This window comes from Variovorax brevis (assembly GCF_030317105.1).
GTDB classification, from domain to species: domain Bacteria; phylum Pseudomonadota; class Gammaproteobacteria; order Burkholderiales; family Burkholderiaceae_C; genus Variovorax; species Variovorax brevis.
Genome location: NZ_JASZYG010000003.1, coordinates 68,662 through 84,636, shown reverse-complemented (window position 1 = coordinate 84,636; position 15,975 = coordinate 68,662). Strand labels below are relative to the sequence as shown.

Annotated in this window: 16 protein-coding genes; 15 read left to right on the top strand and 1 reads right to left on the bottom strand. The window is 67.0% G+C overall.

Annotated features, from left to right (window positions below):
• Positions 1 to 476 precede the first annotated feature (476 nt).
• The 7 genes from QTI66_RS09205 (at position 477) to QTI66_RS09175 (ending at position 8,115) form a co-directional block, all read left to right on the top strand.
• Entirely contained in the window at positions 477 to 2,135 is a 1,659-nt protein-coding gene (locus QTI66_RS09205) for an MFS transporter (protein WP_286559171.1), read from the top strand.
• A gap of 16 nt (positions 2,136 to 2,151) precedes the next feature.
• The gene (locus QTI66_RS09200) at positions 2,152 to 3,246 is read left to right on the top strand and encodes an HlyD family secretion protein (protein ID WP_286559170.1); all 1,095 of its coding nucleotides are present in this window, start codon (positions 2,152 to 2,154) and stop codon (positions 3,244 to 3,246) included.
• Positions 3,243 to 4,646, top strand: a complete 1,404-nt coding sequence (locus tag QTI66_RS09195) for an efflux transporter outer membrane subunit (protein ID WP_286559169.1) — start codon at positions 3,243 to 3,245, stop codon at positions 4,644 to 4,646. Before QTI66_RS09200 ends, QTI66_RS09195 begins: the two co-directional genes overlap by 4 nt.
• Before the next feature lie 243 nt (positions 4,647 to 4,889).
• Positions 4,890 to 5,423: an MgtC/SapB family protein gene (locus tag QTI66_RS09190; RefSeq protein ID WP_286559168.1), complete on the top strand. Its 534-nt coding sequence runs from the start codon at positions 4,890 to 4,892 to the stop codon at positions 5,421 to 5,423.
• A gap of 115 nt (positions 5,424 to 5,538) precedes the next feature.
• Positions 5,539 to 6,168 (top strand): response regulator, encoded by a 630-nt coding sequence (locus QTI66_RS09185; RefSeq protein WP_286559167.1) that lies wholly within the window; start codon positions 5,539 to 5,541, stop codon positions 6,166 to 6,168.
• Positions 6,169 to 6,247: 79 nt separating this feature from the next.
• Entirely contained in the window at positions 6,248 to 7,480 is a 1,233-nt protein-coding gene (locus tag QTI66_RS09180; RefSeq protein ID WP_286559166.1) for a GAF domain-containing sensor histidine kinase, read from the top strand.
• Positions 7,477 to 8,115: a response regulator gene (locus QTI66_RS09175; protein ID WP_286559165.1), complete on the top strand. Its 639-nt coding sequence runs from the start codon at positions 7,477 to 7,479 to the stop codon at positions 8,113 to 8,115. Before QTI66_RS09180 ends, QTI66_RS09175 begins: the two co-directional genes overlap by 4 nt.
• A 69-nt stretch (positions 8,116 to 8,184) precedes the next feature.
• Here QTI66_RS09175 and QTI66_RS09170 read toward each other — a convergent pair whose 3' ends face one another.
• A complete protein-coding gene (locus tag QTI66_RS09170; RefSeq protein ID WP_286559164.1) occupies positions 8,185 to 8,637 on the bottom strand; it encodes a hypothetical protein in 453 nt (150 codons plus the stop codon).
• 262 nt (positions 8,638 to 8,899) lie between these two features.
• On the opposite strand from QTI66_RS09170, the gene QTI66_RS09165 reads away from it, so the two are divergent.
• From QTI66_RS09165 to QTI66_RS09130, 8 genes are all read left to right on the top strand, one after another.
• Positions 8,900 to 9,832, top strand: coding sequence for a 3-hydroxyacyl-CoA dehydrogenase NAD-binding domain-containing protein (locus QTI66_RS09165; RefSeq protein WP_286559163.1), 933 nt, complete (start codon positions 8,900 to 8,902; stop codon positions 9,830 to 9,832).
• Between the two features lie 297 nt (positions 9,833 to 10,129).
• Positions 10,130 to 10,960 carry an alpha/beta fold hydrolase gene (locus QTI66_RS09160; RefSeq protein ID WP_286559162.1) on the top strand — a complete coding sequence of 277 codons (831 nt, stop codon included), beginning with the start codon at positions 10,130 to 10,132 and terminating at the stop codon, positions 10,958 to 10,960.
• A 39-nt stretch (positions 10,961 to 10,999) separates the two neighbouring features.
• Positions 11,000 to 11,872 carry an alpha/beta fold hydrolase gene (locus tag QTI66_RS09155; RefSeq protein ID WP_286559160.1) on the top strand — a complete coding sequence of 291 codons (873 nt, stop codon included), beginning with the start codon at positions 11,000 to 11,002 and terminating at the stop codon, positions 11,870 to 11,872.
• A gap of 175 nt (positions 11,873 to 12,047) precedes the next feature.
• Positions 12,048 to 12,701 carry a hydrolase gene (locus tag QTI66_RS09150; protein WP_286559159.1) on the top strand — a complete coding sequence of 218 codons (654 nt, stop codon included), beginning with the start codon at positions 12,048 to 12,050 and terminating at the stop codon, positions 12,699 to 12,701.
• 61 nt (positions 12,702 to 12,762) lie between these two features.
• Positions 12,763 to 13,023 carry a DUF1427 family protein gene (locus tag QTI66_RS09145; RefSeq protein WP_286559157.1) on the top strand — a complete coding sequence of 87 codons (261 nt, stop codon included), beginning with the start codon at positions 12,763 to 12,765 and terminating at the stop codon, positions 13,021 to 13,023.
• Positions 13,016 to 14,908, top strand: a complete 1,893-nt coding sequence (locus tag QTI66_RS09140; RefSeq protein ID WP_286559155.1) for an amidohydrolase — start codon at positions 13,016 to 13,018, stop codon at positions 14,906 to 14,908. The genes QTI66_RS09145 and QTI66_RS09140 overlap by 8 nt, the downstream gene beginning before the upstream one ends.
• Positions 14,887 to 15,300, top strand: a complete 414-nt coding sequence (locus QTI66_RS09135; RefSeq protein ID WP_286559153.1) for a DoxX family protein — start codon at positions 14,887 to 14,889, stop codon at positions 15,298 to 15,300. Before QTI66_RS09140 ends, QTI66_RS09135 begins: the two co-directional genes overlap by 22 nt.
• Positions 15,297 to 15,965, top strand: coding sequence for a YoaK family protein (locus tag QTI66_RS09130; RefSeq protein ID WP_286559152.1), 669 nt, complete (start codon positions 15,297 to 15,299; stop codon positions 15,963 to 15,965). The genes QTI66_RS09135 and QTI66_RS09130 overlap by 4 nt, the downstream gene beginning before the upstream one ends.
• Positions 15,966 to 15,975: the final 10 nt, after the last annotated feature.

Here is a 15,975-nt window from a genome sequence, read left to right as displayed (position 1 = left end):
GGCGAAGCCACCAGGATGGAATCCGGTCATGACGTTGTCTCCGTGGGTTGAACGGTCAGCGCTTGTGTGCAAGCTCGGCGCTGCGGGGTGCAAGGTCAGTATCGAATTTCGACCTCGCGATTGAAATTGCCGTTTCGCGCAAAAGTCATGCTCGCAGCGACATGGCTGTGACAACGACATCCACCCAGCCCGCAGATCCGCGCGGGTCGTGCCCACCGCCCACGGAAGTCGTCGCGGCATGCGCGAGAACAACTGCTCCCACTGAAGGAACGAACTTCAGAGGCAACCCCCTTCGCTTGGTGAGCCGGGGTTTGCCAAGCGGGCGGGTGCCGGACCGCTCCCAAAGGGAGACGCCTCGAGGACACGGAATGCCGAGCATGGGCATACGCAATCCGCCACTCCGACCGACATCCCATGACACACGAGAACATCTTCACCGGCCTCGAGGTCCTCGACGATGGTGCGGGGCCGGGGCCATGACCATGTCCCACACCCCGCACGCGGCAACGGTCGCCACCGTGTCGGCCCCGCCGCCTCCACCGGCGGTTCCGGCCGAAGCCTATGACCTGCGCCATGGACTGGCCTGCGGCGTGACCGCCGTCGTGATCGGGGTCACGCAAAGCCTCGGTCTCTACCTCGTGGGCTCGAACCTCGCGTCGATCCAGGGATCGCTGGGCGCCACGGCGGCCGAGGCGAGCTGGCTGACCACGGCCTATTTCTCGACGGCGCTGTGGTCGACGCTGCTCCTGGTCAAGGTCCGCCTGCACTTCGGTCTCAGGCTCTTCGCCAGCCTGGGGCTGCTGTGCTTCCTGGTCGTTGCCGGGCTGCACCTGCTGACCAACACCGTCATGTCCGCGGTCCTGGTGCGCGCTGCGCTCGGCATTGCGGCGGCGCCGCTCAGCACGCTGACGGTGCTCTACATGATGGAGGCCTTTCCCCGGAAGCTGGTGATCGCGGGCTTGCTGCTGGGCTTTGCGATGCTGCAGGTGGGCCTGCCGCTGTCGCGCGTGATCTCCACGAACCTGCTCGAAATCGGACAGTGGCACGGCCTGTTCCTGGTCGACGTGGCGCTTGCGGTGCTCAGCTTCTGCGCGATCAATGCCGTGTCGCTGGCGCCATCGCCGAGGCAGAAGGCCTTCTCGGCTGGCGACCTGATCTCCTTCCCGCTGTACGCGGCAGGCCTGGCGCTGCTCTGCGTCGTGGTGTCGCAGGGGCGCATGCACTGGTGGCGCGATGCCGATTGGCTGGGCGTCTGCCTGGCCTGCGCCATCGGCTGCATCGGCCTGTATGTCGCGGTGGAACTGCGGCGCAGCAACCCCTTGATCGACCTGCGCTGGCTGGGCTCGCCCTACATGCTGCGTTTCATCGTCGCGGTGCTGTTGTTCCGCATCATCCTGTCCGAGCAGAACGTGGGCATCGTCGGACTGATGACCGTGCTGGGCCAGAGCAACGAACAGATGCAGCTGCTCTTCGCCTGCGCCGCGGTCGCCACGATCACGGGCTTCGTGATCTCGATCGTGTTCGCCGCGCGCGACGCCACCTACTGGCTCGGGCTGTTGTCGCTGGCACTCATCGTCGCGGTCTCGTGGACGGACTCCGGCGCCACCTCGCTCACACGCCCCGTCGATCTCTATGTCACCCAGACGCTGCTGTCGCTGGCCCTTGCGCTGTTCTTTGCCGGCTCGTGCCTGCTGGGTTTCGGGCCAGTCATCCGGGATGGCGGGCGCCAGATCATCAGCTTCCTGGCCGCCTTCAGCGCCTCGCAATACATGGGCAGCCTGTTGGGCACTGCATGGATCACGACGGTGGTGGCCGACCGCCAGCGGTGGCACTACGCCGCGCTGGTCCAGCACCTGGCCAGCGCCGATCCCCTGGTGGCCGCAAGGCTCGTGCAACTTGGAGGATCGATCGCTCGCTTCGTGAACGACCCGGCCGAGCGCGCCGACCAGGTGCTGGCGCTGTTCGGCCAGCAGGTGACGCGCGAATCCTTCGTGCTGGCCTACAACGACGTGTTCCAGTCCATCGCCATGCTGGCGGCGGCGATATTCGTATGGTTCGCATACCTGACATGGCGCGCCCGGCTGCGCACGCGCGCCGCCGCAGCCGCGCATGCAACTGCGGCCCATGCCGGCTGACCCGCGAAGCGCTGCCATGGACGCCCCCAGGAACCCCTTGAACCGCGCGACCGCGCTGGTATTGATGCTCGCGCTGGCCGGCGTGCTGCTTGTGCTCTATGCGTGGCGCCTGCCACCGTTCCGCACGGCCATCGAGTCGACCGAGAACGCCTATGTGCGCGGCAGCATCACCGTCATCGCGCCCAAGGTCGACGGCTACGTGGCCCAGGTTCTGGTGCAGGACTTCGCCGAGGTGAAGGCCGGCCAGGTGCTGGTGCAGCTGGACGATCGCAACTACCGCCAGCGGGTCGCGCAGGCGCAGGCGAGCCTGGCGGCCGCGCAGGCCAACCTCGACAACGTTGCGCAGGCGCGGCGCGTGCGCGAGGCCGGCGTCAGCACCGCAGAGGCCTCGGTCGCCACCGCACTGGCGCAGCAGGTCAACGCGAGCGCCCAGCTCTCGCGCACCCAGGCGGACCAGCGGCGCGCCGATGCTCTGGTGCCGGACGGTTCGATCTCGCAGCGTGAGCGCGACCAGACCGAGGGCTTGCTGCGCCAGGCCGAGGCGGCGCGCACCCAGGCCGGGGCGGCGATCCGCCAGGCGCGCGCGGGCCATGCGGCCGCGCAGCAGGATCTGCGCGCGGTGATCGTGAACCGCCGCAGCGTAGAGGCCAGCGTCGAGACAGCCCAAGCGGCCGTGCAGCTGGCGGAAATCGATCTGGAGAACACCCGCATCCGCGCGCCGCGCGATGGCCATGTCGGCGAGGTGGGCGTGAAGCTGGGCCAGTACGTCACGCCCGGCACGCAGCTGATGGTGCTGGTGCCGGCGCAGGTCTGGGTGGTGGCCAACTTCAAGGAGGCGCAGACCTCCCGCATGCGCGAGGGCCAGCCGGCCGCGCTGCGCGTGGACGCGCTCGCCGATGCGAAGTTCAAGGGCCGCGTCGAGCGCCTGTCGCCGGCCACCGGCTCCGAGTTCAGCGTGATCCGGGCAGACAACGCCACCGGCAACTTCACCAAGATCCCGCAGCGCTTGCCGGTGCGCATCGCCGTCGACATGAGCGACACGCTGGCTGCAAGGCTGCGGCCCGGCATGTCGGTCTTCGCCAGCGTGGACACAAGCAGTTCCGCGCCATGAAGCCCGGCCACTGGCTTGCATTGCTCTGCCTGCTGCTGTTGCAGGCTTGCGGGGCGCCCGAGCGGCGATCGGTGGCGGATCTGGCCGCGATCGCACCCGCCCCGCAGCAGTGGCTGGCTGCCGGCGGCAGCGTTCCGGTGCAACGCCTCTGGTGGCAGGGCTTCGGCGATCCGGTGCTGGCAGGGCTGGTCGACGAGGCGCTGGCGCGTAATCTCGACCTTCGCCAGGCGGCCGCGCGCCTGGCCGAGGCGCGTGCGCTGGCGCGGGTGCAGGATGCCGCGGCCTGGCCCACGCTCGACTTCGGCGTTGGCGCCGAGCGCGCGCGCAGCATCAGCGAGGTCACGGGCAGGCCCTTCCTGTCCGACAACTACCAGGGCCAGTTCATCGCGGCCTACGAAGTCGACCTGTGGGGCCGCATCGCGGACTTGCGCTCGGCCGCGCAGGCCAGTGCGGACGCCACCGCGGCGGCACGCGACGCGGTGGCGCTGAGCGTCGCGGCCACCGCAGCCGCGAGCTACATCCAGCTGCGTGCCTTCGACGCGCGCCTGGAGCTGGCGCGCCGCACGCTGGCGTCACGTGAGCGCTCGCTGGCGCTGACGCGATCGCGCGAGCAGCGCGGCTATGGCAGCGGACTGGAGTCGGCGCAGGCCGAGGCGGAACTGCGCGCCACCGCCCAGGCGATCCCGCAGCTCGAGCAGGCGATCGAGCACCTGGAGCGCTCGCTCAACGTGTTGCTCGCGCGCACGCCCGGACCGATAGAGCGAGGCGCGCCGCTGTTGGCCTTGACCGATCCCGGCTTGCCCGCAGGCGGCCTGCCATCAACGTTGATGCGGCGCCGACCCGACATCTACAGCGCCGAACTGCAGCTTGCGGCCACCGATGCGCAACTGGCCGCAGCACGCGCGCAGATGCTGCCTTCGGTGCACCTGTCGGCCACGCTGGGCCGCGCCGGCGCCAGCGTGCTGCGCGGCGATCCCTTCGCTCTCTGGAGCGTGGGCGACAGCGTGCTCGCGCCGCTGTTCAACGGCGGCCGGCTGCGCTCCCTGGCGGACGCCAGCGCTTCGCGGCGCGACCAGGCGCTGATCGCCTATGAGCGCTCGGTGCTCACGGCTTTCGCCGAGGTCGAGACGCAGCTCAGTGCCTACGCATTCCAAAGCGAGCAACTGGTGCAGGCCCAAGGCCAGCGCGTGGCGCTCGAGGACGCGCTGCGCATCGCCGGAAGGCGCTACCGCGAAGGCTTTGCCTCTTATCTGGACGAACTCCTGGCGCAGCGCAACTTGTTCGCCGTCGAGCAGAACGTGTTGCAGCTCAATGCCGAACTGCTCGCAACGGAAGTGAACCTCTACCGCGCACTTGGCGGCGGATGGACTGCGCAAGACCAGGTGTCGCAGCTGCCATGAAGACAGGCCGCCAGGTCCATCGCCTTCATGTCGAGAAGGGGCGCGCATGCTTTCGCCCGGCTTGAACCTCGGCTGGCACGGCGCGGCCGTGTGGATGGTGGTGAACACGGCCATCGCGCTGCTGCTGGGTTGGTTCGTTGGCTACGAGCGCTATTTCAGCGGGCGCGCCGCCGGCAGCCAGGTCTATTGCCTGGTCTGCGCAACCTCTTGCGCGGTCACCTTGCTGGCAGGTTACCCCGCGTTGTGGTACGGGGCACGGTCCAAACCGTCACCGACGCGGATCCGACCAAGGTCATCGGCAGCATCCTCACGGGCATCGGCTTCCTGGGCGCCGGGATCATCGTGAAGAGCGGCCTCAACGTACGCGGCCTGACGACCGCGGCGTCGATCTGGGGTTCCTCCGCGATCGGCATCCTGGTGGGCGTGGGGTTCTACCTGCCGGCCATGGGGCTCACAGCTCTTTTCGTGGTCTGCACGGCCATCGTGCCCCGGATCGAGCAGCACTTGCCCTCGCATGCGGCAATCGCGGGAACGCTTCGATTTCGCGAGGGACACAGGCCGAGGCCCGAGGACATCCGCCGCTTCATGGACGAACGCGGACTTCGCATCCCGCCCGAGAGCCTGAGCGTCAGCTTCGACGGCACTCACTTCGAACTCGAGTGCCTGATCTTTGCGAACTCGAGCGCGCGAACCAATGCGATGAGCACGATCGCTCAGGAGCTGTCCCACCTCGCGCACGTAGAGGGCTTCACATTGGCGCACTCGAGCCGCGCATGAGGAAGACGGGAAGAGTGCTTGATCAGGCCGTCCATGGTCTCCGCCTCAAGACCTGCCCGCGCCCCCTCCCAAAGGCGGTTGGCGGGCAGGGCGCGGCGGTCTATCGTTGCGTGCCATGAGCACTCCAACCCGAATCCTGATCGCGGACGACCATTCGATGATTCGCGCCGGCTTGCGCGCGTTGCTGTCATCGCAGGCCGACCTTTGCGTTGTGGGAGAAGCGTCCAACGGGGACGAAGCGATCGCGTTGTGGCAGGAGACCAGGCCCGACGTCGGACTGTTCGACATGCGCATGCCGACGCTGGATGGCGTCGAAGCGCTGCGAAGAATCCGGTCACGGCAGCCGCAGGCTGCCGTCATCATGCTCACGACGCTGGCCCGCGAGGTCGACGTCGAACGCGCAATCGGCGCCGGGGCACGTGGCTACCTTCTCAAGGACGCCGCCTTGACGGAGATCGTTGACTGCATCCACTCGGTACGCAACGGAGAAGTGAGGGAGCTCGGCCGCATGAAGAGCCGCCTGTCGATGCGGGACGCACCGGAGCCGCTGACGCTCCGTGAAGCCGAAGTGCTCGAGGGCATCGCTCTCGGAAGAAGCAATCGCTCCGTTGCCCAGGCGCTCGGCATTGGCGAGGGCACGGTCAAGACCCACCTGAAGCGGGTCTACGGAAAGCTGTACGCACGCAACCGTACCGAGGCGATCGTGGTGGCGCGCAGGAAGGGCTTGCTCCCGGCCCATTGTTGACAGCCCTGAAATATCGTTTTGCGGTGGTGCCTCTCGCTCCGCGCGGAGGCCGAGCCTAGACTGCCTTTCGTCCCCACTCATGGCGAAGGGCAAGCAAATGAATTGCATCGGGCTCGACTGCAACCCGGCAACCAGCCTCAAGCTGGTCAACGACACGCTGCGCACGTCCAGCGATCGGCTCGAGTCCGAAGGCTTCGACCGCTTCCTGGAAACAATCGTCCGGCAGGCCGTCGAGATCGGCGGCGCGTCGGCAGGATGGCTCGCCATGCGGTCAGCCGACGAGACGCAGCTCGAGGTCGCCGGCCTCCTGAAACGCAACATGCAGCGTGGCGGCGGCCTCGTTCCCGTCCAGTCGGCCGACCGGGTCATTCCGCTGGACGGATTCGTGAGTGAAGTCTGGGAAGCCACCAAGAAGGCCGAAGAGTTTCACTGGCAGCAGCTCGACGAGCGCCGATCTCCAGTGGTGATGCGCGGGTGGTACGAGCGCCGGCGCTACCGGGAGGCGCTGCTGGTGCCGATCCGCCTCGGCGGCACGACCTTCGGGCAGCTCCCGCTGATCTTCGGCCCGCAGGGCAGGCCCTCGCATGCGCGGCTGCACGTCGTGCGCGTGCTCGCCCAGCAGGCCGCCCTGGCGATCCGGATGCAGCACCTGGGCCACAGCGCCAGCGAAGCCGCGCGCCGGTCGGCCATCGAGGCGGAGCGCTCGCGCATGGCTGGCGAGATCCACGACGGCCTGGCGCAGGCCTTCCTCTCCGTCATCATGCAGGCACGCGCCGCGCGGCTCGGCGGCCGACTGCGCACGCAGCGGCTGCTGCAGTCCATCGAAGAGATCGAGTCCCTGGCTGTCGGCGGTCTCGAGGAGGCGCGCCGCTCGGTGTTCGCACTACGCTCGATCTTCGTGGAAAGCGCCGGCCTCGTGCCCGCCCTGGAACGGCTGGTCGACAGCCTGTCGATTGCCGGACGCACGCGATTCGCCTTCGAGAATCGCGCTGGAGCGCCCCATGTCTCCGCAGTGGTGGAGGACTGCGCCTACCGCATCGTCCAGGAGGCAACGCAGAACGCACTCAAGCACGCGGGAGCCCAGCTCGTGACCGTGCGGCTGGAACGCGACGGTGGCTGGCTGCGGGTGCGCGTCGAAGACGACGGCGACAACGTCGTCCACGATGTGATCCAGGGTGCTCGCGAACGCGGCGGGCTCCGGGCGATGCGCGAGCGCGCAGAAGGCTGCGGTGGAAGCTTTCTCGTCGAGCCGCGCCTGCCGCACGGAACGCGCGTCGATGTCCTGTTGCCATTGAAGGAGACCCCGGCATGAGCGAAAGAATCCACGATCCAGTCCGCGTGATCCTGGCCGACGATCACGCGATCTTCCGACACGGCGTTCGAAGGGTGCTCGAGCACTGGGGAACCATCGACGTCGTGGCGGAATGCGGCGACGGGCAAAGCGCGCTGGACGCCTGGCTCGAGCTGCGGCCCGACCTCCTGCTGCTCGATCTGCGGATGCCGCGGCTCGATGGCCTGGAAGTCGTGCGACGCGTGCTCGAGGCAGACCCCGCCGCGCGGATCCTCATCATGACCACCTACAGCACCGAACAGGACATCGGGCACGCCTTGCGCGCTGGCGCTCGCGGTTATCTGCTGAAGGATGCCGCGCCGGAAGAGGTGTTGCGCGCGATCTTGCGCGTGGTCGAGGGCGGCATGGTCCTCGCGCCCGACATCGCTGCGCAGTACGTGCAGACCACGACTCGCGCGGAACTGTCGCCGCGTGAGTCCCAGATCCTGCGCATGCTGGGCGCAGGAAAGCCGAACAAGGAAATCGCTCGCAACCTGTCGCTGGAGCTCAGCACGGTGAAGGGGCATGTGAGGTCCGTGCTCGACAAGCTGGGCGTGCGCAACCGGACCGAGGCGGTTGCCGAGGCCACGCGGCGCGGCTTCGTGCCTCAGCACTAGGGTCCCGAAGATGCATGCCCCAGGTACCGGCGGTACCACTGGCTCGATATGCCGGCGGACACGGAGAGCTCAGTTCGCCGCCACTGCCCCTCGCGGAGTGGCGCGGTGCTGGCTTGAAGACAGCGCGAAGGAGCCGCTGTCTTCGCCATACAGCTGATTCAGTGTGCCGTTCCTCGTGGCTGCCACAAGGTCGGACTTCACTTCTGCGCGCGGCGTGTCCAGCGTCTGATGACGCGAGAGATAGAACGAGCCACTGTCGCTGCCGGTCAGCGCGTTCAGCGTGCCCGTCGCGCGGGCTTCCTTGACTTCGGATTGCACAACCTTGCGCGCTCCGGTCGAGTGAAAGTGTGAGGTCAAGTAGGCGGACCCACTGTCCTCACCGGCGAGAGCCTCGAGTTCGCCACTGGCTTGCGCGGCCCTGAGTTGCGCCTTCACTTCGGCACGGCTCAGCTGCGCCGAAGCCACGGTGGCGGACAGAGCGAGAAAGGCGGCCAGCGCGGCCGTGGTCAGATTGCTTTTCATCACGATTCCTTCGTGTGTCTGAATGAAGGAGAGGTGGCGCCGGCAGACACACATCCGGCGACCTCATTGAGCGATTGAATCGCGGAGGACACGCCAGCGACGTCTCCCATTGGAAGGGTTGAAGCGCCCAGTCCTTTCGAACGTCAGGCGCCCCTTCGTTCGGGAGACGCTGGGCGCACGTCCGTCGCGATCCAATGACTCATGCGCAGCCGGTTTGCCGCTGCGCAAGCTGCCAACCCATTGATCGCAGGAGCACCACCTCATGTCCTATGCCAAGCCCATCCGCCGCATCGCCATCGTCGGCACGGGTCTCATCGGTTCCGGCTGGGCCGCGCACTATCTCGCCCGGGGATTCGACGTCGTTGCGACCGACCCCGCACCGAACGCAGAAGCCGCGCTACGCAAGTTCGTGGACGACGCGTGGGGGCTGCTCACGCGCGTCGGGCTCGCCGAGGGTGCCAGCCGCGACCGCCTGCGCTTCGAGCCCGACATGCGCCGCGCCCTGCACGATGCCGACTTCGTGCAGGAAAACGGTCCGGAGCGTCCCGACTTCAAGGCCAGGCTGTTCGCCGACATGGACGACGCGACGCCCATCGACAGCCTGATCGCATCAAGCTCTTCAGGGCTCACGATGGACGTGATGCAGGCCCTGTGCAAGCATCCCGAACGCTGCGTGGTCGGCCACCCGTTCAACCCGCCGCATGTGGTGCCGCTCGTCGAAGTGGTGGGCGGCGCGAAGACTTCGCAGGCCGCACTCGAGCAGGCCATGTCGTTCTATGCAGGCGTCGGCAAGAAGCCGATCCTGCTGCGCAAGGCACTGCCGGGCCACGTCGCGAACCGGCTGCAGGCGGCGCTCTATCGCGAGGTCGCGTATCTCATTCAGCAGGACGTGCTCAGCGTCGAGGACGCCGACATCGCCGTTTGCTACGGGCCCGGCCTGCGCTGGGGCGTCATCGGACCCACGCTGCAGTGGCATCTGGGTGGAGGCACGGGTGGAATCCAGCATTTCGCCGACCACCTCATGGGGGGCCTGTTCCAGCAAATGAATCAGCTTGGCCATCCCGAACTGACACCGGCGCTGCGCCAGTCGCTCATCGACGGCGCGCTCCGCCAGACCGTCGGGAGATCGGTCGAGGAGCTCGCTGCATGGGAGAACGAGGTGATGGCCCGGGTGCTCAAGCTGCGTGCAGCCTGAGGCGCTCTCGTGACCTTCTCCATGCGCCCGGACGGTGCAGCCACCCTCCCGATGGGAGACGAAGCGATGACCGCGGGTACCTACAGTGAACTTGTCCATCACCGCTGCCGTACCACCATGAAAAGTCTTGACCCCATGAAGCCCGTGTCCACGCCGACGCCTGCCTTTGCAGAGATCACGCGCCGCCAGTTGCTGCTTGTCGGGGCGGGCGCTGCAGCAGCAGCGGCCTTGCCATTCGCAGCGTCTGCTGCATCCACCGCGCAGAACAGCGCAGAAACCCCGAAAGGAAATCCACCCATGAGCCATGTCACCACCAAGGACGGTGTCCAGATCTTCTACAAGGACTGGGGCCCCGCCCATGCGACGCCTGTCGTCTTCTCGCATGGATGGCCCCTGAGCTCCGACGATTGGGACGCGCAGATGATGTTCTTCCTCGCCAGGGGTTACCGCGTCGTTGCGCACGATCGGCGCGGGCATGGCCGCTCGGCGCAAGTCTGGAGCGGACACGACATGGACCACTACGCCGACGACCTCGCCGCTGTCGTGAACCATCTCGACCTCAAGGGCGCAATTCACGTGGGCCATTCCACCGGCGGCGGCGAGGTCGTGCGCTACCTGGCGCGCCATGGCGAGAAGCGAGCCTCGAAAGCCTGCCTCATCGCAGCCGTGCCGCCGCTGATGGTCCAGACCGCGTCGAATCCAGGCGGCCTGCCCAAGGACGTATTCGATGGCCTGCAACTGCAGACGGCCACGAACCGGGCGCAGTTCTTCCGCGATCTCCCCGCGGGGCCGTTCTACGGCTTCAACCGCCCGGGCGTGAAAGCCCAGGAAGGCATCATCCAGAACTGGTGGCGTCAGGGAATGATGGGCAGTGCCAAGGCGCACTACGACGGCATCGTTGCGTTCTCGCAGACCGACTTCACCGACGACCTGAAGAAGATTGGGCTGCCCGTGCTGGTGATGCACGGCGACGATGACCAGATCGTCCCCTATGCCGATGCCGGGCCGCTGTCCGCAAAGCTGCTGAAGAACGGCACGCTGAAGACCTACAAGGGCTTCCCGCACGGCATGCCGACGACGCAAGCGGAGGTCATCAACGCCGACTTGCTGGCCTTCATCAAGGCCTGATGGCGCTGCCCTGCAGAGCACTGCACACAAGGAGCAACCATGAAGCCGGTCACTACCTCATCGAGCGCCGTCTCGGCCCCCAATCAATTCGTTGAAGTCGGCGGTCGCAAGCTTGCCTGGCGGTCCATCGGATCGGGCTACCCGATCGTGCTGTGCCAGCGCTTCCGGGGGAACATGGATTCGTGGGATCCGGCGTTTCTCGACGGACTGGCGTCGCATGGGTTCCAGGTCATCATCTTCGACTACAGCGGCATCGGCCTGTCCACTGGCGAGCGGACCTACAGCCCCCCATCGCTTGCCAAGGACGCCATCGAGCTGATCGGCGCATTGGGCCTTCAGAAAGTGGTGATCGGCGGCTGGTCCGTCGGAGGCATCGCTGCACAGATCGTCCTGGCGATGGCTGGTCCCAAGGTCAGTCATGTCGTTCTCCTGGCCACGACGCCTCCCGGTGACCTTGCCAAGCTCGGCGAGCAATTGTTCTTCGACCTGGCCGCCAAGCCGAAGAACGATCTGGGCGACACGACGGCGCTTTTCTTCGAGCCCGCTTCGGAGTCCAGTCGCGAGGCGGCCAGACGCGCGGCCGCTCGCCTTGAAGAACGCAAGCACGATCTCAGCGTGGAGGTCCCCGCCGATTGGGCCATCAGTGCGATCGCTGCAGGCCCTCGCAGCCCGGTGTTCCCCGCGCCGGCCGTGCTGGAGGCCATGAAGAAGACGAAGACGCCGATCCTGCATATCGGCGGTGACCACGACATCGTCTTCCCCGTCGAAAACTGGTACGCCCTGAACCGGCAATTGCCGACCCTGCAGTTGCTCACCTTCCCGCACACGGGGCACGGCCCGCAGCTGCAGTACGTCCAGGAGTCGGTCGACTGCATCGCGAGCTTCATCAAGGCGAGCTCGGCGCGAGCCTGAACTTCCTGAACGTGGCGCGGCCACTTCGATACCAACGTTCATGCATTGAGCGCATGCGATGCCTTGCTGCTCGATGGTGAAACCCGACTGCGGCTGAGCCAGGGCCGCGGCGTGGAGATCCTCGTGTTCGACCTGGCTCGCAACCCAACCCCAACCCTCAAAGGAAACGATCCCCATGCCCATCACCGCCAAGCCCAACGCCGGTTCCGCGCTGCTGACACCCAACGACCATGCGCTCGTCCTGATCGACTTTCAGTCGCAGATGGCATTCGCCACCCGGTCCATCGACGCGGTCTCGCTGCGCACCAATGCCGGCCTGATCGCCAGCGCAGCGGCGGGGTTCAAGGTCCCCACCGTGCTGACCACTGTCGCCGAGAAGAGCTTCTCTGGGCCGATGTTCACGGAGGTCACCGACCCGTTCCCCGGCCAGAAGCTCATCGATCGCACGTCGATGAACGCATGGGAGGACGCGAACGTCATCAAGGAGCTGAACAGGATCGGCAAGGACCGCGTCGTGCTCGCCGGCCTGTGGACGTCGGTCTGCATCGTCGACCCGGTGCTGTCGGCGCTGGAGCAGGGCTATGAGGTCTACGTGGTGACCGATGCATGCGGCGATGTCTCCACCGAGGCGCACGAGCGTGCCGTGACGCGCATGGTCCAGGCCGGTGCGCGCCCCATGACGTCCCTGCAATACCTCCTGGAGCTGCAGCGCGACTGGGCACGCGCCGAAACCTACGAGCTCACGACGGGCATCGCCAAGACGCATGGCGGCGCCTATGGCCTGGGCGTCATCTACTCGCAATCGATGTTCAACGCGCACGGCGGCTGACCTTCCATGGAAGGCGGCTCGGTCGGGCCGCCTTCCGTCACTCGACGGAACGGAAATCCTCATGAAAACCTACATCGTCTCGCTCGCCGCCGGATTGCTGGTCGGCGTCATCTACGCGCTGCTCGACGTCCGCTCGCCAGCGCCGCCGGTCATCGCGCTGGTCGGCCTGCTTGGCATCCTGCTTGGCGAACAGATACCGCCGCTGGTCAAGCAGGTGTCGAAAGTCAACAAGGCAAGCGCGTCGACGCAGCGTCAGGCCAAGCCGCAGACGCTGGTTCAACTGCCCTCTCGCAAGTCCGCCGGAGAAACCCGTCATGGCTGAATCTGCCGTTCCCGACCTCATCCTGCACAACGGCGTGTTCACGACCCTGGACCGTGCGAATCCGGTGGCCCGTGCGGTCGCCGTCAAGGACTCCCGTTTCCTGCGCGTGGGTGACGACGAGGACGTCCTTTCCCTCGCTGGACCGGGTACCACCGTCATCGATCTCAAGGGCCGCCGCGTGTTGCCCGGCCTTTGCGACAACCACACGCACATCATCCGTGGCGGCCTGAACTTCAACATGGAACTGCGCTGGGACGGTGTGCGCAGCCTCGCCGATGCGATGGGCATGCTCAAGCGACAGGTGGCCGTGACACCGCCGCCCCAATGGGTGCGCGTGGTGGGCGGTTTCACCGAGCGCCAGTTCGAGGAGCGGCGCCTGCCGACCATCGAGGAACTCAACGCGGTGGCGCCGGACACGCCGGTGTTCATCCTCCACCTCTACGACCGTGCGCTGCTGAACGCCGCCGCCCTGCGCGCCGTCGGCTACACCCGGGAGACGCCCGCGCCGCCTGGCGGCGAGATCGTGCGCGATGCCAGCGGCAACCCGAGCGGGCTGCTGCTGGCCAAGCCCAACGCCGCCATCCTCTATGCGACCCTGTCCAAGGGCCCGAAGCTGCCGCTGGAGTACCAACTCAACTCGACGCGCCACTACATGCGCGAGTTGAACCGGCTCGGCGTCACCAGCACCATCGATGCCGGCGGCGGCTCCCAGAATTATCCCGAAGACTATGAAGTCGTCCAGAAGCTTGCCGAGGCCGGACAACTCACCGTGCGCATCGCCTACAACCTGTTCACGCAGAAGCCGAAGCAGGAGAAGGACGACTTCCTCAAGTGGACCGCGGGCTCGAAGTACAAGCAGGGCGACGACTACTTCCGCCACAACGGCGCCGGCGAGATGCTGGTGTTTTCGGCCGCTGACTTCGAGGACTTCCGCCAGCCCCGGCCCGACATGGGGGCCGAGATGGAGGGCGAACTGGAGGAGGTGGTGCGCGTGCTCGCGCAGAACCGCTGGCCCTGGCGCATGCATGCCACCTACGACGAGACCATCACCCGCGCGCTGGACGTGTTCGAGAAGGTGAGCCGCGACATTCCTCTCGCAGGCCTGAACTGGTTCTTCGACCATGCCGAGACCATCTCGGAGAAGTCAATCGATCGCATCGCCGCACTCGGCGGCGGCGTGGCGGTGCAGCACCGCATGGCCTACCAGGGTGAGTACTTCGTCGAGCGCTATGGCGCCCCCGCGGCGCAGGCCACGCCACCGGTGGCGCGCATGATCGCCAGGGGCGTCAACGTGTCGGCAGGCACCGACGCCACGCGCGTGGCGTCGTACAACCCGTGGGTGTCACTGGCGTGGCTCGTCACCGGCAAGACCGTGGGCGGCCTGCAGCTCACGCCGCAGCGCAACTGCATCGATCGCGACACGGCGCTGCGCATGTGGACCGAGAAGGTCGCGTGGTTCTCCAACGAGGTCGGGCAAAAGGGCGTGATCAAGGAAGGCCTGCTCGCGGACCTGACGGTGCCGGACCGGGACTTCTTCGGCTGCGCGGAGAGCGAGATCGCCGACACCTCGGCGCTGCTCACCGTGGTGGGCGGCAAGGTGGTCTACGGCGCCGGCGAGTTCAGCGCCTGGGACGAAGGCACGCCGCCGCCGCCGATGCCAGACTGGTCGCCGGTGCGCCGCTTCGGTGGCTACGGCGCCTGGGGCGAGAAGAAGGGTGCGCCGATGCAGGCTGCGATGCGCAGGCAAGCGATGGCCGCATGCGCATGCAGCAGTGCCTGCGCAGTTCACGGACACGACCACCTCGCCGCCGCAAGCCGCTCGATGCCCACGGCCGATCTGAAATCCTTCTGGGGAGCACTGGGATGCGCATGCTGGGCGGTGTGACGCTCCGGTGGCTGGCCTTGCTCGCGCTGTGCGCGGCGTACGTGCAGGGCGGCTTGAACAAAGCATTCGATTTCCCGGCCGCGATCGCGGAGATGCAGCACTTCGGCGTCGCGCCCGCCGCGCCGCTGGCCGTGCTCACCATCGGGGTCGAGATCGGCGCATCGCTGCTCATCCTGACCGGGCTCTACCGATGGGCGGGCGCACTGATGCTTGGCGGCTTCACCCTGTTCGCCACCTTCGTCGCCAACCGCTTTTGGGAGCTGGCGCCTCCGGAGCGTTTCATGGCGGCGAATTCCTTCTTCGAGCACATCGGGCTGATCGGCGGCTTCGTCCTCGTGGCGTGGCATGACCTGCGGCCGCGGCAGCAGCAGCGGGAGCGGCAGCGGTCATGAGCCGCACCCTGGTGACGGGCAGCGCACTTGGCTTCACCGCTGGCTATGTCGACACGGTCGGCTTCGTCGCGCTCTTCGGCCTGTTCACGGCGCACGTGACGGGTAACTTCGTGCTCATCGGCAGCGAGATGGCACAGCCGACGGAGAGCGTGCTGATCAAGCTCCTGGCGTTTGCGGCTTTCATTGCCGCGGTCGCCGCTTCACGCCTGCTGGCCCTGTCCGTCGAGCGCAGGGGAGGGCCTGTGCATCGCCTTCTCCTGCTGCTGCAGGGTGCGCTGCTTGCGGCTTGCATGCTGTGCGGCTGGCGTGCCCAGCCCATCGTCGATGCGGGTGCGCCCTGGGTGCTCGCCACCGGGGTGCTGGGTGCAGCAGCGATGGGCGTGCAGAATGCGGCGGCCCGCCTTGTCTACAGCGATCTGGCGCCCACGACGGTCATGACAGGCAACGCCACCCAACTGGTGCTCGACCTCGTCGAGCTGTTGCGCAGGGACACCACGGATACCGGACTGCGCCAGAGGATTCGCAAGTTGATTTGGCCACTCATCGCCTTCGCATGCGGCGCGCTCTGTGGCGCCTTTGCCTGCATGCGCGCGTCCATGTGGGCGCTGGCGTTGCCCTTGGCCATCCTTTTTGGGCTGGCGCTGACGCCTTCAGCCCAACGTTGAAGAACCTGCG

Excerpts from the sequence above, each read along its gene's own strand:
- QTI66_RS09205 (WP_286559171.1), top strand. The coding sequence starts at position 477 with ATGACCATGTCCCACACCCCGCACGCGGCAACGGTCGCCACCGTGTCG.
- QTI66_RS09200 (WP_286559170.1), top strand. The coding sequence starts at position 2,152 with ATGGACGCCCCCAGGAACCCCTTGAACCGCGCGACCGCGCTGGTATTG.
- QTI66_RS09195 (WP_286559169.1), top strand. The coding sequence starts at position 3,243 with ATGAAGCCCGGCCACTGGCTTGCATTGCTCTGCCTGCTGCTGTTGCAG.
- QTI66_RS09185 (WP_286559167.1), top strand. The coding sequence starts at position 5,539 with ATGAGCACTCCAACCCGAATCCTGATCGCGGACGACCATTCGATGATT.
- QTI66_RS09180 (WP_286559166.1), top strand. The coding sequence starts at position 6,248 with ATGGCGAAGGGCAAGCAAATGAATTGCATCGGGCTCGACTGCAACCCG.
- QTI66_RS09175 (WP_286559165.1), top strand. The coding sequence starts at position 7,477 with ATGAGCGAAAGAATCCACGATCCAGTCCGCGTGATCCTGGCCGACGAT.
- QTI66_RS09170 (WP_286559164.1), bottom strand. The coding sequence starts at position 8,637 with ATGAAAAGCAATCTGACCACGGCCGCGCTGGCCGCCTTTCTCGCTCTG.
- QTI66_RS09165 (WP_286559163.1), top strand. The coding sequence starts at position 8,900 with ATGTCCTATGCCAAGCCCATCCGCCGCATCGCCATCGTCGGCACGGGT.
- QTI66_RS09160 (WP_286559162.1), top strand. The coding sequence starts at position 10,130 with ATGAGCCATGTCACCACCAAGGACGGTGTCCAGATCTTCTACAAGGAC.
- QTI66_RS09155 (WP_286559160.1), top strand. The coding sequence starts at position 11,000 with ATGAAGCCGGTCACTACCTCATCGAGCGCCGTCTCGGCCCCCAATCAA.
- QTI66_RS09150 (WP_286559159.1), top strand. The coding sequence starts at position 12,048 with ATGCCCATCACCGCCAAGCCCAACGCCGGTTCCGCGCTGCTGACACCC.
- QTI66_RS09145 (WP_286559157.1), top strand. The coding sequence starts at position 12,763 with ATGAAAACCTACATCGTCTCGCTCGCCGCCGGATTGCTGGTCGGCGTC.
- QTI66_RS09140 (WP_286559155.1), top strand. The coding sequence starts at position 13,016 with ATGGCTGAATCTGCCGTTCCCGACCTCATCCTGCACAACGGCGTGTTC.
- QTI66_RS09135 (WP_286559153.1), top strand. The coding sequence starts at position 14,887 with ATGCGCATGCTGGGCGGTGTGACGCTCCGGTGGCTGGCCTTGCTCGCG.
- QTI66_RS09130 (WP_286559152.1), top strand. The coding sequence starts at position 15,297 with ATGAGCCGCACCCTGGTGACGGGCAGCGCACTTGGCTTCACCGCTGGC.